Here is a 16,518-nt window from a genome sequence, read left to right on the forward strand (position 1 = left end):
TACACTGTTAAGGCATACAAATATAGGTGCAAAAAAGTTCACCCGGGTTGGGCAATGATCTTTAACAGATGCCTTAATTTTAAGTCAAATGAAATGCACACCCTATTACATTATTGTTTTGCTGTGCAGCCACATGGCCGTGGCACAAATCCTTAATATCGAAAAATCCGTGCTTGATCGTGATACCACCAAAAAGTTTATTGGCAACATTAATGGTAACCTGCTGCTCTACAACCGAAGTGCTGCTGCAGATGAGCCTGTGGAGTTTTTTGGATTTGACTTCCGTTCCAGTATTGCGTGGTTCCCGGGTAAGCACAGGCTTTCCTCGATCAGTCGTATTGATTACCTGAAGATCAATGAAGATCCCTTCCTGAACACCGGCTATCAACACTTCAGGTTCGATTTCCGGAAAGACCGTAAGGTGCACCCTGAAATTTTTGCACAGTACCAATACGATAACTTTCGTGGGTTAGACCCACGCCTACTCGTGGGTACCGGCATGCGACACCGGCTTTACCGTGACGAACACTTTACACTCATTTTTAGCGTGGGTATCATGTATGAATCAGAGAAATGGACCCATCCTAAAACAGAGGAAATTATACCCATTGCTTTTTGGAAATCAACCAATTACCTGGTTTTCAGAATTAAAATTTCTGAATGGGCCGACTTTAACTCCATTCAATACTACCAAACAGCATACGATCCGGGCATAGAAGCCTTCAGGCATCGGTACAGCACGGACGTTAACCTGAACACCAAACTTACGGCCCGGCTTCAATGGACTACATCGTTCATACTGAGCTTCGAAAATCGCCCAATTGTGCCAATCGTGCGAACCATCTATCGGTTCAGCAATGGGATTACGTACAAATTCTGACAAACACTTTTGAATTTGGGCAGGCCGGCACATATCCTCAAAATCATTTCTTATATACACATGAAATAGATTAATTTGCCGTCATGGAAAACTTTGTTGTATCGGCACGCAAATACCGCCCTACAGGTTTTGAAGAGGTTGTTGGACAGGAACATATTACCACCACCTTAAAAAATGCCATCGACAATAACAAATTAGCCCAAGCCTTACTTTTTTGTGGCCCCAGGGGTGTTGGCAAAACCACCTGTGCCCGCATTGTTGCCCGTTTAATTAATGGCTTTGAAGAAAAGGCTGAATTAAATACCCTTAACATTTTCGAACTGGACGCTGCCTCCAACAACTCGGTTGAGGATATACGTAACCTTATCGACCAGGTTCGTTACCCGCCCCAATTCGGTAAATTCAAGGTTTACATAATAGATGAGGTTCACATGCTGTCGAATGCTGCCTTCAATGCATTCCTGAAAACATTGGAAGAACCACCGGCCTACGCCATTTTTATACTGGCCACGACCGAAAAACACAAAGTAATACCCACCATATTATCGCGTTGTCAGATTTTTGATTTTAACCGCATACAGATTTCGGATATCGGCAACCATTTGAAAACTATTGCCCGGCACGAAGGGGTTAAAGCCGAAGACGAAGCCCTGCACCTGATTGCCCAAAAAGCAGATGGCGCTTTACGCGATGCCCTTTCTATTTTTGATTTGATGGTTACCTACTCTTCCGGCAAAGCCATCACGTTTAAGGATGTATTGAACAATCTTCACATCCTCGATTATGATTATTACTTTACCGTAGTGGACGCACTACTCACCCAAAACCATACCGAGCCGCTTATAATCCTGGATGAAATTTTACGAAAGGGCTTTGATGGGCAAAATTTTATTGTCGGGTTGAGTGAACACTTCAGAAATCTATTGGTATCGCAAGATGTACGCACTACCGATTTAATGGAGGTGCCCGAAAGTGTAAAAAAGAAATACGCCCAGCAAGCCCAGGCCGCTTCGCCATCCTTGTTACTATCCTGGTTAAATATTGCCAACCAGTGCGATATACAATATAAAGCCAGTAAGAACCAACGCCTGCTGGTTGAACTTGCCCTGATGAAAATGGCCAACGTTCAGGCCGTTATTAACCTTGCTGCACCTTCACAAGAGGCCTTAAAAAAAAAATTATTGACCAACCCGTAGTTGAAGTTGAGGAGCCTTCCGTCAGCCCCACACCACCGGCTCAAGAAATTAAGCCACCCAACGAGTTAACAAAAACTGCTTCAGAAACACCAAAAACTACCGGAGCCGCACCCTCGCGAAGCAAAAGCACCCCTAAGATTTCAGCCCTTAAGGCCATGCTGCAATCGGAAAATACAGCTGTGATCCAGGAAGAAACTAAAGCAGCAACACCGTTAGCCCATGATGACTACAATGAAGCACAACTGCGAAATACCTGGCATGCCTATGCCGAAAGCAGAAAAATGTACAAGGCCGAATACCAGCTTTTAACACAGGAAATTGAAATCCGTGAATCAACTGTTGTGTTGCACCTCCACAATCCGGTTCAGGAAACCTTGTTGAACGATATTAAAAGTGACCTGATGCAGTTTGTGCGCGAGCGGCTGAACAACTTTACCATTCAAATAACCGGTGAATTAAAAAGCAGCGATAGCAAAAAAGTTATTTATACCAACCGCGAAAAATTTGAACACCTGGCAGAAAAAAACCCTAACCTGATACTGCTTAGAGATCGGTTAGGGTTAGACCCTGATTTTTAAATACAGGTTATTTCTTTTCTTCGTAATTCTGGAAGCTATACCGGAAACCAAAATTAAAAGCCTGGCTTAGCTGGACACCCGAATCCTGATCAAAGTCGTAAAGTAAAATACCGCCCAGGCCAACGCTTATAAATTTGTTCACCTTTGCTGTAAGCATCAGGTCCAGCCGGTGGTCAATGGTCTTTGCTTCAAGTGTTTCATAGTTTGCAAACATCAGGTATCGCCATTTTAGATTCAGGTTGGTGGCAATGTCCTTATCAAAGTCGGCCGTAAGTTGAAAGGCCAGCCATTCAAACCGGGTGGACTCCCCCAGTTCAACACCATAAGGCCGCACTGGATCAACCGCATCAAACCGGCCATTGTTGTCACGCACTATGGTTACACGGGGCGCAAAGGGTGACATCCGTATAAAGAAATAATCTACTGGCTTATACTGAACACCCCAGGCAGAAGTGACAAAAGCGGGAGCCAAAATATCGGAAATAAGGTCTTTGGTATCATCAGCATTAAACCGAAATCCCTTGTCGAACTGGCTCATAAAATTCAGGGAGGTAAAAACATCCCATTTATCGTTTAGTTTATACCCAAGCTTGGTGTCAAAAAACATCCGATCCAGGGTTTTGCGGAAACCCTGACCGCTGTTATCCACAAAACCATATAAAAAGTCAATTTCGTTTGCCCAGGTAATTTTGTCTTTTGAGTAAGCGGCTTTATAGTTAAATGCCGAATTTAACCCAATGGAATTGATACCTCCGGCTTTCCAGTTGGATGAAAATGAAGCCTGGTTAACGTTTACGTTAAAAAGGAGTTTCTTCTTCCAATTAGAGGCAGTATCAGGCTTTATCACCTGTGCCTGTGCGGCAAATAAACTTACAGTGAACAGAATGAGCACGAGGGCTCCTGAAGAAAGTCTCATTTTCATAGGTTGTAAAGGTTTTTGGTAATTTACTTGGTGAACAAGTAAGATTAAATATTGTTCAACTTTATCTCTTCGAGGGCAATCTCGGTAAGCGGTTTAGTAATGAATTTAATAACGTGGTTGTTGTTTACGATCTTATCAATATCGCGTTTGTTGTCCGAACTGGAGAGAATGATAACCTTACACTTATTACGTACAATTTCATTAAACTTCTCGAACTCGTATAGAAACACAAAGCCATCAACAATGGGCATGTTGATGTCCAGGAATATCAGGCTGGGTAAATTATCGGGTTTGTTCTCATTTTCCTTTAAATAGTCCAGTGCAGCCTTGCCCGAACCTTTTGCCTCAACCCGCTTCGAGAATTTGGTGATTTCAATAATACGTTTGCTGATGAAATTGTCAGTGTCATTATCGTCCACCAGCAATACTAAATCAATGGATTTTGTATCCGTTTCCATCCCAATAATTAATCAATTACAGTGTTTCTAAAATTTGACAAAATCGCAGGCTACAAAAATATCCTTTTTTGGCTACTTTAAGGCAGTTCTTGAGAAAATCGGGGCGTTGACGTAATAAAATCACGAAAAAGGTAAATAAAATCAGCCCCTATTTAACCTGTACCTTAAGCTTCTCGCCTGTGGCAACATTAAAATCCTTTTTCTGATTCCAGTCCATCAGGTCTTTAATGGTAACGCCATATTTTCGGGCCACACCATAAAGGGTGTCGGCAGGTTTAACTTCATGCACGATAAAATTCCCCTCCCTTGCCTCCTGAGCTGATTGCACCATGGCCTCAGCCGGTATGGGCGCTCGCATCATTAATTCCTGGCCGGGCTTAATGCCATCCTCCAACTTTAGTTGGTTCCAATTTACGATGTCCATAACCCCTACGCCATACCGTTTGGCTATAGCATACAATGTTTCGCCCGTTACCACTACATGTCGTGCGGGCAATGGTTCGGTTTTAGAAACCTCCACCTGCTGCTCGCTTACCTTCGCAGTATTCTCCTCTATCGTCTGAACTACAACTGTAGGCTCAACTACCTTATCGGATACTAAATCGTTTCCTGATTCCTCTATCGGCTGAGTAACAACTACCGATACCTCCGCAGGTTTGAAAGAGGAAGCCCCTGGGTTTACCGTCCAGCTAAAAAACTCACCTGTCTCTACTTCAACAACACCGGCAATAGCAGGTTCTGGCGAAACAGACTTTGAAGTGCCCGATAACACAACCAATGTTCCAGGTTTAAGGGTTGAGGTTGGCAACCCGGGGTTTAATCGGGTAATTTTTTTTAACTGAACTCCATATTGTTGGCTAACCGACCAAAGAGTTTCGTCCAATAACTTTACCGTATGCGATACCGCCTTTGCCTTTGCCCTTTTCTTCTTCAGGTAATAATAATTGCCCTCCAGCAACGGGTCACTTATCGATAGATCATTACATGCCAGGAAAAATGACAAACCTACACCTGCGCGCTTGCTTAGTGCTACTGCATTTTCTCCAGCCTGGGCCTTGATCGTTGGTAGGCCATTAATTATTTTCTTGTCGCTTTGCGTTGCCAGGGCGGGTTTAGCTTCAAGTTTTTTATGCGGATTGTGCTTATGGTGTTCGGTATTTATCATTTCAACAGAGGCATAGACAGGCTGGGCTTCGCCTTTAACGGGAATGGAAACGCTATAGCTTTTATCTCCCGGAACAGTTCCCTTTTTTGCCCACTTATTAAACTCTATCAGGCTTTCTTCAGCAACGGAAACTTCCCTGGCAATTGCAGCCAGTGATTTTCCGCTATGGTTTTCATAGGCAATTACGTTTACTTCGCCTTGCCCCTTCACGGCTCCCTCAAAAGCAATTTTATGGGCCAGGAATTTCTTCACATACCAGTATGTTTGACTGGTGATTTCCATATGCTTTGTCCCACTCTCATAATCTTTCACCGCACGCATTACACCGCCTGCACCCATTTGATAGGCTTGTAAAGCATATAGCCAATTGTTAAAAAAAGTATTGTTCTTTTTCAGGTACTGAGCTGCTGCCCGTGTGGATGAAACAATGTTCATGCGTTCATCGATTTCCTTGTCTACACGCAAGCCCATCTCAGCGGCCGTAAAGTCTTTAAACTGCCAAAACCCAACTGCGTTCGATACCGACACGGCATCAGGTATCAATGCACTTTCCTGGATCACCAGGTATTTGAAATCATCAGGCAAACGTTCTTCGGCAAAAATCTTTTCAATAATGGGAAAATATGTTTTTGCACGTTCAACCTTTACATTGAAATACTTAGGGTATTGGGTTAAGGCATCTACATCTTTTTGGATTTCCCTGCGTGCATCATCACGAATGGTAAGGGTAATGCCGGCAAAGTTCATCTTGTGCGGAACCTCCGGGGTTTGAGCCAATACCACATGCAGGAGTAAACTAAGAATGGCTGTAAGTCGCATACTGCTAAGGTTAAAAAATAGTCAGCCTAAAAAATCAATCCCTGACTTTACGTGCAATCATAATGCCATCACGAACCGGCAAGAGTAAATTTTCGACCCGTTTATCTTGCTGTACCTTCAAGTTAAACGCCATAATGGCCCGGGTGTCTTTATCCGGTTTTTGATCCAGCACCTTGCCGCTCCACAACACGTTGTCGGCCAGGATATAACCTCCCAAAGGTACAAGATTGAACACTAAATCGTAATAGCGGGCGTAGTTTTCTTTATCGGCATCTATAAAAACAAGATCAAACGGCCCTTGTAGCTGTGGGATAATTTCCAGGGCATTGCCAATACGATAATCCACCCTGCGTGAAATACCTGCTTCATTAAAGTATTGACGCACCCTGTCTTCCAGTTCTTCATTAATATCGATGGTAATAAGTATTCCTTGCGGTGCAAGGCCTTCCGCCAGGCATATCGCGGAGTATCCTGTATAGGTTCCGATTTCCAGTATTCTCTTTGGCCGAAGCATACTGCTTACCATGGCCAACAATCTCCCTTGCAAATGCCCGGATAGCATGCGTGGCATAAGTACTTGCGCATGCGTTTCCCGATTGATCCGTTTTAATAGCTCACTTTCCGAAGAAGTATGTTGCTCGGCATAGCGTACCAGGTCTGCGTTCAGGAAATCCATCATATTATTTCGGAATCATTCTTAAATAACTTAAACCATCAGGATCAAACATTTCACTGGCTATGCGCCTTAACATAGCCGGGCTCGCACCATCAATAATTTCAAAAACCTCTTTCAGGGAAGGCACCCGGTCTAAATCAAGGGTTGAGCGGCCCAGCATCATCATCATATTCTGATTGTTCTCCTCAGCCATGGCCATCTGTCCTTTTAATTGTTCCTGGGCAGCTTTCAATTGTCGGGCATTAAGCGGTTTGTCCATGAACTTATCCAACTCCTGCCTGACCAATTCAATACAACGATCAAGTTTGTTCGGTTTAGTACCAAAGAAAACTGCAAACATTCCGGTATCGGTATACGCCATGTAATGCGCATCAATGGAGTAAACATAGCCATGCTTTTCGCGAAGCGCCATATTGAGACGGGAATTCATGCCGGGGCCTCCCAACATGTTCACCAGCAAATAAAATGGAATACGGTTTTTATGATGAACCGGGTATGCCGGACGGCCAATCGCACACTTGGCCTGCTTAACCGGGCGCAACAATTCTTTGCTTTGTGGTTTGTATTTACCTGCTGGTTTTCTTTTTGCCGTACGCTTGGTTGGTTTTACATCAAAATAGCTTCGAAAAATTTGTTCAACTTCCGATGGTGGTAAGCTACCAACGCAACTAAAAACAATTCTCCTCGTATCAAGATGTTCTTTAAAAAACCCTTTGAAGTCGGCCCGGCTAAAGGTTGACACGGTTTCATGCCGGCCAAGTATGTTCATACCCATAGGGTGCTTACCGTAAATAACCGATTCGAATTCATCTTGTAAAGAATCATCAGGGCTGTCGAAGTACATGGCCATTTCCTGAAGGATAACACCGCGTTCCTTTTCAATTTCGTGATCCGGAAAAACCGAATTGAAGGTAATGTCGGCCAGTACGTCAACGGATCGCTCAAAATATTGATCACGCACAGCGGTAAAAAAGACTACTTTTTCCTTATCGGTATAGGCATTCAGTTCGCCACCCACCGAATCGATGCTGTTGATGATCTGAAAAACTTTGCGCTTTCGGGTACCCTTAAATGCCATGTGCTCCCAAAAATGAGTAATGCCTTGTGTAGCCTCACTTTCGTCACGACTGCCCACGTCCAGAAAAACCCCGCAATGCACAATTTGTGTGTTCTCAACCTGCTGATAGACCAGGCGGATTCCATTCGGTAAAACAACACGATGCAACGCTTTCATACAGGCACAAAAATACCATGTAAACGACTACCGTCCCAACTGCGAACACGGGTGACCGTTCACGGGCAAGCATTTGCTTTGTGTTAGCTCATTTTACTTAATTTGAAAAGCTTGAAAATGGCATATCAATTGTAAACCACTTTAACTATGGAAACTCAACGCGTTAAAACCTGCTTTACGATTACCTTCACCGATGAACAATTCAACCGGGCTAAAGAATATGTTGAAGACATGAAACGTCACCCGAAACGGGTCTTCTGGAGAGGCAAGGAAGGAAAGACCGATCAGGAACTGATTGTGGAACAAATTGCCCACAGGATTTTATCAGGTTTTTATAATGATGACCCGCTGAATGCTGGCCGGCACATTGTGCGTATGGATGCCGGAATTAATGGCGGCTGATTATATCCGTTCCAATACTTTTTCAATTAATGCATCAACGACCTTCTCCGGATTTTTAGCAAACTTATTTTTGATGCGGTTAGCGATAATGGCGTTTACACTCAACATTTCATGTCCAAGAAGCCTGCCTAGTGCATAGTAGGCAGCGGTTTCCATTTCAAAATTCGTGAGCCAGAAGTCGCTGGTCTTGTTGTGGTAAAAATTCAGGTCGTCAAGCAATTTGGGCATACGGGTACCGGCCCTTACTTTTCTGCCTTGCGGTGCATAAAACCCGGGTGTGGTAATGGTGTTGCCCCGAATCATATCGTGCCCGATCCGCGTCAATAATTCTTCTGAGCCCTGTACCACATAGGGCTTGAATGGCAGCTTAACTTTTTTGGCAATATCACTGGCAATAGATGATTCAAACCGGGTAGATGGCAACTCGTAAAAGCCGATGAGGTTGTCCAAACCAATGGCATAATCAGTAACCAGGTGTGAGCCAACGGGTATATCTTCCTGTAATGCGCCTGAAGTTCCAATGCGAATAATCTTTAGTTTCTTCTTTTTCGGTTTTATCTCCCGCGACTTCAAATCAATATTAACAAGGGCATCAAGCTCCGTCATAAAAATCTCCACATTATCGGTACCAATACCGGTACTGATCACCGTAATTTTCTTTCCATTGAAATGGCCCACATGTGTAATAAACTCACGTTTGTTCATTTCAAACTCTACCTCATCAAAATACTGACTTACCTTGTATACCCGGCTTGGATCACCCACGGCAATAACAATATCCGATACATGTTTGGGCAATAAGTTCAGATGGTAGACGCTGCCATCTTTATTCAGAATTAAATCGGTTTCAGATAGTTTAGGCATAGGTTATTGTTTTACAGGTTGGGCAGGGTTGCCAAAAACAATTTCACCATCTTTAACCGGGGCAATAACAACGGCACCAGCGCCCACCCGGGCTCCCTTGCCAATACTTACACCCGAAACAATGGTAACGCCTGATCCGATAAAAGCCTCCGACTCAATACGTACACCTGCATTAATAATTGAACCGGCCCCTATCTGCGTAAAATCCGAAACAACAGCTTCCGCACCAATAAGGGCGCCACATTGCACGATGCAATGGTTGCCGAGTTTTGCCCCTACGCCAACTTTAACACCAGCATCAATAAAATTTCCATGACCCAGCTCAACATGATTGGCGAGCGATGCATCCCGGTGAATGGCATTTACAGGTTGAACGTGACGAACCTCGTTCAGCATTTTTACCAAACTTTTACGCAACCGGTTATCATCTACGGCCACAAACGCTTCACACTTCTTTCCTATCAATTTCAAAAAACCATCATCATCGGTACTCCCCAGCACCGTTATACCGTCAAATTCCTTTCCGTGACGCTGCTTATCGTCATCTAAAAATCCATATACCACATTTCCATTTACCTCAAAAATTTCCCGGGCTATCCGCCCCAGGTAGTTTGCGCCAAAAATTATTACAGGATTATCCATAGCTGTTTGTCAGAAAACAAATGTACCCTCATTACAACAGCCTCACAAGGACGAAAATCAGTTGATCTTGAAAAGTTTTGTAAACCCCCGATCAAACGGTGAGTTGTACATAACCAGCATAATGAAAAAAGGGAAGAAACCTACCCGGTACCTGACATACGTACCAAAGTTTGGGGCCGAAAGTGTTAGAAACACACACAACATCGTGCAATAAAGCAGCAAGGAAAATAACAACAACCGATCAGGAGAGGCTGTAAGCTTATTTATATTTCTGAAGGCTAGAATGGTTAGGAACAATAAAAGCAGGTTCTCCAGGCTTACCATCAACTGAAAGAGGTTACTGGCCTCCCAAATAAACGGACGAAACAATCCTGAAGTCAAAGCCCTGGGGGCATGAAGCAAAATGCTCCCGATTTCAGGCCTCAGGTTATTAAAATGAACCATCTTGCCAGGATCCGATTTCTCATAAAAAGCTTCGTAATTTTCTACAATCACCTCAAAAATACGATGTGGATAAAAATTGGGATGCACAAACGTGACCACAAAAATGAAAACCATCAGCAACACCGACAGTAAAACAAATTCACGGTAAGCGGTAACTGCCGAGGGTTTCATCCGGTTTTGAACAAACCATCGGGTTAACAAAGCCGACAACGCTACCGGTAAAAAAACTGCAGCATAGTAATACTTAAGGCTCCACAAAACCCACACACAAACTATTGTTGTTGCAAATTGTAACCAAGTGACCTTATGGCTTTTCCAGATGATGAGAAGCAAACCGGTCATGGCATAGAGAACGGTCATGGCCACACTTTCTTTAATGATTCCTGCACTCCAGAACACACACGAAGGGAAAAACAAAAAAGCAACTACAGCAGGTAATGTAAATGCTGGGAAACTAAGGCTTATCCGCTTCACCAGCCACCAAGCTGAAGCAAATGAAAAAAAAGAAACGTAAATCGAAATGATCCAGTAATTGTTATTGGTGATAATTGAAAATAAACTCACCAGCTTAACGAAAAACAATGTTCTGTTCTCACCTGAAAAAGCCTGCTCTTTTTCAAACCATAAATAGCGTAAGTACTCAACCCAATCCGCCCTTCCTATTTCCGCCAACCGGATACTTTCCTGAAAAAATGAAAACGTATCACTATCCACATAGTATCTGCTGTAAATCAGTCCCAATGCAATACCTGCACCTAGTTTTACCAACAGTGCCGGCCAGTAAAGTTTATCAAGAGAAGACCTGTTATGCCTAAACCACCACCAGGCTAGCAGGAAGATAACAGCACCATGAACACAATAGAGAATGATCGTCATACCGGTCGAATAATTGAGGCTCCTACTGTACATTCGAGGCACCTTCGCTTCATGCAATATGCATTGTACAGCTCAATAAGTGCTTGCGAGTCGAAGGATGTTTTAGCAGCATAGCCTAACTCAGCCCATTGCCGGGTTATGATATTTTTTTCAGCGGGTATTTTCTGTAGCCAATCCACTGCCCGGTCCATATAGGAATAATCATCGTGTGTAATTGCATAGGCTACCAATAAGGGCACAACGGTGTTTATGATAAGATTTTGAATACTGGATTTACCGAGTACGGGAACGCTTTTGGTCATCTTGCCAAACTGGTAATGCGTTTTCCAATAATCTGATTGATGAACACTAAGCCATGCATATAAATCCTTATAGTCTGTTGTGTTAACAATAGTAGAGAATATATTTTTTCGTTGGTGAATGACTGCCGCCAACTGGGCTAACCGTACACTTGGAAAGTTAGCAGGTCGCAACCGTAAAAACCGCCATTGAGATTTATGAAGCCGTTTATCCTTTAGTCCATATTTTTTTTCAAGCAGCTTAAACTCCCGAACCAATACCTGCGAGTGTTCATCGATTTTGACTTTTTCTAAAAAACCAGCCTGACCAAAAAGTAAAGCCTCAACGTGGTGGAGTTTATCGATATGCTTTAATACAATCTTATATGGAAGAGATTCTGCTAATCGCTGAAATGAATCAGTATTGACTTTAAAACCGAAATTTTTACAGAGCAACTGATAAGCTGTCTCTTCCCAATCGCCCTGGTTACGCTTCAACATTTCGATAACAACACCAGCTTTTACTTCCAGTCGTTGCGTTAATGCCTTATCCAGCATCGATAATTTTACCAGATCATCAACCTTTCGCCAGGAAGATGCACACGGAATGCGCTCAGCGCTGGTGAATAATTTTTTATACCTACTCCAAAGCGATGAGTCTACTCTATTTTTTAATTCCAATGTCGGCATTGAAGAGTTGTCCGATCGACTGATGGGTTTATCATTTTCCCACACTACATGCAGTATTACTTTTTCGTAAGCAGCATCGTCACCATGGCTGTGGTCAATCCAACCTGAAGCCTTGATGTGAATTTCCACACTTCCTCGCCACTCAAGGTCACCTATTTTTACTTTGGCCTCGCTAAAATCCGGGCCGGCATGGGTATTACGGACACCCGGATGCACTATTTGAATAGTTTCTCCCGCAGTGGTACATAAATCCTTCTTTGTGAAGTATTGAAATTGCCAGATATAGTGGAGGAAGGATTCGGTCACAGATTTCAGATTCAGTCTTACGATTTACGATTTTTGAAATCTAAAATCAATTGACTGGTCAGCTTATAGAATCTGAGCCTCTTTAAGGAGCTCACTCATTTGTTGTTGAACAATTTGAGCCTCTCTTGCTGCTGCTTCAGCAAAATCCTTTCCTTCTGAAGCATAAATAATTGCCCTTGCCGAATTCACCAACAGGCCACAGTGCTTATTCATTCCATATTTCGATACCATTTCCAAATCACCACCCTGTGCCCCAATACCCGGCACCAGAAAGAAATGCTCCGGAGCCAATTCACGAATGTGCTGCATTTTATCGGCTTGCGTAGCCCCTACCACAAACATTAATTGATCGGGGGGGGCCCAGGTTTTAGCTTTAATTATTACCTCTTCATAAAGCCTGCGATTTGTAACTTTTGATTCCATCAATTGGAAATCCGCACTACCGGGGTTAGAAGTATGGGCCAACAAAATCACCCACTTGTCTTTGAATTTCAAAAATGGCTTTACTGAATCTTCACCCATATAGGGCGCTACGGTTATTGCATCAAAATTCATCTGTTCAAAAAAAGCGCGGGCGTACAGTGAAGATGTATTGCCAATGTCGCCACGCTTGGCATCTGCAATGGTGAAGCAATCCTTCGGAATGTAGTCCAATGTTTTCTGTAAGCTCTCCCAACCTTTTGGACCAAGGGCTTCATAAAAAGCAATATTCGGTTTGTAGGCCACACCATAATTATGCGTAGCATCAATAATCGCTTTATTAAACGTAAAGACAGGATCCGGTTCAGTTTTTAAATGAGCTGGGATTTTTTCCAGATCGGTATCCAATCCAACGCAGAGGTAGGATTGTTTTTTTTTGATTTGTGAAAATAACTGCTGTCTGTTCATAGATTAAAATAAAAAGACCCGGAAGCGTTAAAAACTACCGGGCCTTCTTTCATAAAATTCATTTCTATCGTAAATCAATAACCTCAACCCCCGGATACTTCTTCGGATCAAACGTAAAAAAGGCATCGGCTACTGCAACGTTGGGCGTAAACTTAGAGATGGTGTACTTGTATTTATTTCCACTCTTATCAAACATGGTCCAACTTTGAATGCTTTTATCTTTCTTACCGATGTTCATTTTAATTTTAAAATACTGGGCATCTTTTTTTTCCGGCACCAGGTCAATCACTTCACACAATACGCCATTTTCAGTCTGATCTTCGAGATATAAATACTTAAATCCCTTTTTGTACAACTCGTAAATCTTAGACGGGTTTATTTCATCGGCAGCCGGATCATAATTATCGATATTCACCTCTTTTGCCGCGGGCAGGTAGGTCCATACCGTGGTGCCGTTATTGATAATTTCCTGGTCATCCATGGCTAACCGGAACTTGTCGCCCTTAACCGTAATTTTACCCTTAAACTCTTCTTTTATGCCTTCCGTTTCGTTGGTCATGCTGGAGGTAATATTGGCTTCAAACGAAGTATAGGCTTTATACCGTTTGCTCATGGCCTCCAGTATCTCCAGGGCTTTGGGATCGTATTGGGCGAAGGATGCTTTTGCAAAAAGGGCTAAAAGAAGGGTGATAAAGAGCTTTTTCATTATTTATAGGAAGTTATTATGCTGAAATTCGCGGGCAGCAAAAATAGCTTACTGACCGTGTTTTTCCTTCAATCCATTCAATAATTGTTCCAAACTCAACTCATCTTTAATCAGTACTTCCCTGGCCTTACTCCCCTCGAAGGCGCCTACAATTCCAGCTGCCTCAAGCTGGTCAATAAGCCGACCGGCCCGGTTATAGCCCAATTTTAGCTTTCGCTGGATAAGAGAAGTGCTTCCCTGCTGATGCATCACAATTAGCCTGGCGGCTTCCTCAAACAAGGCATCACGCTCCGAAAGATCAACCGTAGAAGCACCGCTCTCCTCATCTTCATACTCGGGCAACAAGTAGGCTGAATCATAGCCGCGTTGAGAGCCGATATATTCGCAGATACGCTCAATTTCAGGTGTATCAACAAACGGGCATTGCAATCGAATGATGTCTGAGCCGGACGAAAGCAGCATATCGCCCATACCCACCAATTGATCGGCTCCACCGGTATCCAAAATAGTCCGTGAGTCGACTTTTGATGTTACCCGAAAAGACAAGCGTGCCGGAAAATTAGCTTTGATTACACCGGTAATTACGTTAACCGAAGGACGCTGGGTGGCTACCACTAAGTGAATTCCTATGGCACGCGCTAATTGTGCCAATCGTGCGATGGGTGTCTCCACTTCCTTACCGGCCGTCATCATTAAGTCGGCCAACTCATCAATCACCAATACTATATAAGGCAAAAAACGATGACCTTCTTTAGGATTAAGCTTACGCCCCAAAAACTTCGTGTTGTATTCTTTTAAGTTTCGGGCACCGGCATCTTTCAAAATTTCATACCGGTTTTCCATTTCAATACACAATGAATTGAGGGTATGCACCACTTTTTTTGTATCGGTAATGATTGCTTCTTCGCTGTTGGGCAACTTGGCCAGGTAATGACGTTCAATTTTGCTGAACAGCGCCATCTCTACCTTCTTCGGGTCAACCAAAACAAATTTCAACTGCGAAGGATGACGCTTATATAATAGAGAACCGAGGATAACGTTCAATCCTACCGATTTACCCTGACCAGTAGCACCTGCTACGAGCAGGTGCGGCATCTTGGCAAGGTCAATAACCAGCACCTCATTGGAAATCGTCTTTCCTAATGCTACTGGTAGTTCTTTATCTGTTTTTTGAAATGCCACTGTTGACAGCACCGAACGGATACTAACCATCTCGCGGTTTTTGTTGGGCACTTCTATACCTATTGTTCCCTTGCCGGGTATCGGGGCAATAATTCGAATGCCCAAGGCAGACAAACTCAGGGCAATGTCATCTTCCAGGTTTTTGATCCTTGAGATTTTAATACCCGCATCGGGTACAATTTCGTACAGGGTAACGGTGGGACCAATGGTTGCCTTGATGCTGGAGATGCCTATTTTAAAATTGGTAAGGGTGGCAAGAATCTTATCCTTATTTTGATTTAGTTCCTCTTGTGTTACCTGAACCTTGCCGGTATCGTACTCGTTCAACAACTCAAGCGGAGGAAACTTGTAATTGCTAAGGTCGAGCGTAGGGTCATATACGCCCTTCTCCTCCACCAGTTTCTCAGCCAACTCATCGGTCTCGGTGCGCTCTTCAATGATAAAATCGGGTTCCGCTTTCTCCTTTTTAGGGGTTTCCGGCTTAGCTACGTCAAGTTTCATTTCGGGTAATGGCTTTTCCGGCTCAACAGGTTTTACCAGTACCACCGGTTCCGGAACAACTTCATCCTGTGCTACCTGCTGTGGCCAATTATCTTGTTCGTCCAAATAAGTTTTTTCCATTTCTTCTCCGGCAAGGATGGCATCGTTGCCCATGGGTTTAGGATCAGCAGGGTTAAACGATGGTATGGAGGTTACATTAAAAAAGAAGATGATGAATATGAACAACGAAAGTATCAGCAGCAAAAATGTTCCCCAGCCTAACAATCCATGCGCAAGCATAGCCAATTGAAAGCCAAGCCCACCGCCCAAAAAACTCCACTCGGTTACACCATCAATATTTAATGTTAAATAACCGAACAACAAGCAGACCCACAAACTTGTGAATACACTAAAAATCAAGACGCTTGTAATGGATAATAAAGTGCGCTTAAACGCCAACCTGAAACCAATCAGAAACAAAACAAACGGCACCAAAAAGGCCGAAACACCAAACCAGCGAAATATAAAATAATGCGAAGCAACAGCTCCATACAATCCTAACCAATTCTCGGTTTCCAAACCTGAATCAATCAACCCGCTTTGCGAAAGTCCTTCCACTACACTGTGATCGGCCTTACCTGTGAACAGGTACGAGAGAAAAGCAATGAATAAAAAAACAGAACTAATAAGTACAACAAAGCCCAACGCCAGCACAAGTTTTGGGTCTTTCAAAAATTGAATGTCAAACTTGCTTTTAGAGGCTTTGCCTTTTCTTTCCTTCTCTGGTTTTTTAAAAGTGTTGGATTTGTAAGTGTTCTGAGCCATCAATAAG

The 16,518-nt window shown here is 43.2% G+C and carries 16 protein-coding genes; 4 read left to right on the plus strand and 12 right to left on the minus strand.

The genetic code is table 11. The annotated features are described in order from the left end of the window. Positions 1-88: 88 nt before the first annotated feature. From KIT51_15090 to KIT51_15100, 3 genes are all read left to right on the plus strand, one after another. Positions 89-880: a DUF481 domain-containing protein gene (locus tag KIT51_15090; protein ID UYN86176.1), complete on the plus strand. Its 792-nt coding sequence runs from the start codon at positions 89-91 to the stop codon at positions 878-880. Between the two features lie 83 nt (positions 881-963). After that, positions 964-2,076, plus strand: coding sequence for a DNA polymerase III subunit gamma/tau (gene dnaX, locus KIT51_15095; GenBank protein UYN86177.1), 1,113 nt, complete (start codon positions 964-966; stop codon positions 2,074-2,076). Between the two features lie 155 nt (positions 2,077-2,231). Then, a complete protein-coding gene (locus tag KIT51_15100) occupies positions 2,232-2,654 on the plus strand; it encodes a hypothetical protein (protein ID UYN86178.1) in 423 nt (140 codons plus the stop codon). 7 nt (positions 2,655-2,661) lie between these two features. On the opposite strand, the gene KIT51_15105 is transcribed toward KIT51_15100, so the two are convergent. From KIT51_15105 to KIT51_15125, 5 genes are all read right to left on the minus strand, one after another. Further along, positions 2,662-3,570, minus strand: a complete 909-nt coding sequence (locus KIT51_15105) for a DUF3078 domain-containing protein (protein UYN88604.1) — start codon at positions 3,568-3,570, stop codon at positions 2,662-2,664. 50 nt (positions 3,571-3,620) lie between these two features. After that, complete coding sequence (locus KIT51_15110; protein ID UYN86179.1) at positions 3,621-4,034, minus strand: response regulator; 414 nt, start codon at positions 4,032-4,034, stop codon at positions 3,621-3,623. A 148-nt stretch (positions 4,035-4,182) separates the two neighbouring features. Beyond that, complete coding sequence (locus KIT51_15115) at positions 4,183-6,018, minus strand: LysM peptidoglycan-binding domain-containing protein (protein ID UYN86180.1); 1,836 nt, start codon at positions 6,016-6,018, stop codon at positions 4,183-4,185. A gap of 34 nt (positions 6,019-6,052) precedes the next feature. Beyond that, a complete protein-coding gene (locus tag KIT51_15120; protein ID UYN88605.1) occupies positions 6,053-6,694 on the minus strand; it encodes a class I SAM-dependent methyltransferase in 642 nt (213 codons plus the stop codon). Between the two features lie 4 nt (positions 6,695-6,698). Continuing rightward, a complete protein-coding gene (locus tag KIT51_15125) occupies positions 6,699-7,928 on the minus strand; it encodes an insulinase family protein (GenBank protein UYN86181.1) in 1,230 nt (409 codons plus the stop codon). Between the two features lie 147 nt (positions 7,929-8,075). On the opposite strand from KIT51_15125, the gene KIT51_15130 reads away from it, so the two are divergent. Further along, positions 8,076-8,330: a hypothetical protein gene (locus KIT51_15130; protein ID UYN86182.1), complete on the plus strand. Its 255-nt coding sequence runs from the start codon at positions 8,076-8,078 to the stop codon at positions 8,328-8,330. Here KIT51_15130 and KIT51_15135 read toward each other — a convergent pair whose 3' ends face one another. From KIT51_15135 to KIT51_15165, 7 genes are all read right to left on the minus strand, one after another. Continuing rightward, on the minus strand, positions 8,331-9,194 hold the full coding sequence (locus tag KIT51_15135; GenBank protein UYN86183.1) for a nucleoside phosphorylase: 864 nt from the start codon (positions 9,192-9,194) through the stop codon (positions 8,331-8,333). A gap of 3 nt (positions 9,195-9,197) precedes the next feature. Next, positions 9,198-9,836 (minus strand): acetyltransferase, encoded by a 639-nt coding sequence (locus KIT51_15140; GenBank protein ID UYN86184.1) that lies wholly within the window; start codon positions 9,834-9,836, stop codon positions 9,198-9,200. 57 nt (positions 9,837-9,893) lie between these two features. Continuing rightward, entirely contained in the window at positions 9,894-11,156 is a 1,263-nt protein-coding gene (locus tag KIT51_15145) for a hypothetical protein (protein ID UYN86185.1), read from the minus strand. Further along, on the minus strand, positions 11,153-12,430 hold the full coding sequence (locus KIT51_15150; GenBank protein UYN86186.1) for a DUF2851 family protein: 1,278 nt from the start codon (positions 12,428-12,430) through the stop codon (positions 11,153-11,155). Before KIT51_15150 ends, KIT51_15145 begins: the two co-directional genes overlap by 4 nt. A 63-nt stretch (positions 12,431-12,493) precedes the next feature. Then, on the minus strand, positions 12,494-13,318 hold the full coding sequence (pyrF, locus tag KIT51_15155) for an orotidine-5'-phosphate decarboxylase (GenBank protein ID UYN86187.1): 825 nt from the start codon (positions 13,316-13,318) through the stop codon (positions 12,494-12,496). A gap of 64 nt (positions 13,319-13,382) precedes the next feature. Continuing rightward, entirely contained in the window at positions 13,383-14,024 is a 642-nt protein-coding gene (locus KIT51_15160; protein ID UYN86188.1) for an outer membrane lipoprotein carrier protein LolA, read from the minus strand. 48 nt (positions 14,025-14,072) lie between these two features. After that, positions 14,073-16,511, minus strand: a complete 2,439-nt coding sequence (locus KIT51_15165; protein UYN86189.1) for a DNA translocase FtsK 4TM domain-containing protein — start codon at positions 16,509-16,511, stop codon at positions 14,073-14,075. Positions 16,512-16,518 lie beyond the last annotated feature (7 nt).

This window comes from Cyclobacteriaceae bacterium (assembly GCA_025808415.1).
GTDB lineage: Bacteria > Bacteroidota > Bacteroidia > Cytophagales > Cyclobacteriaceae > UBA2336.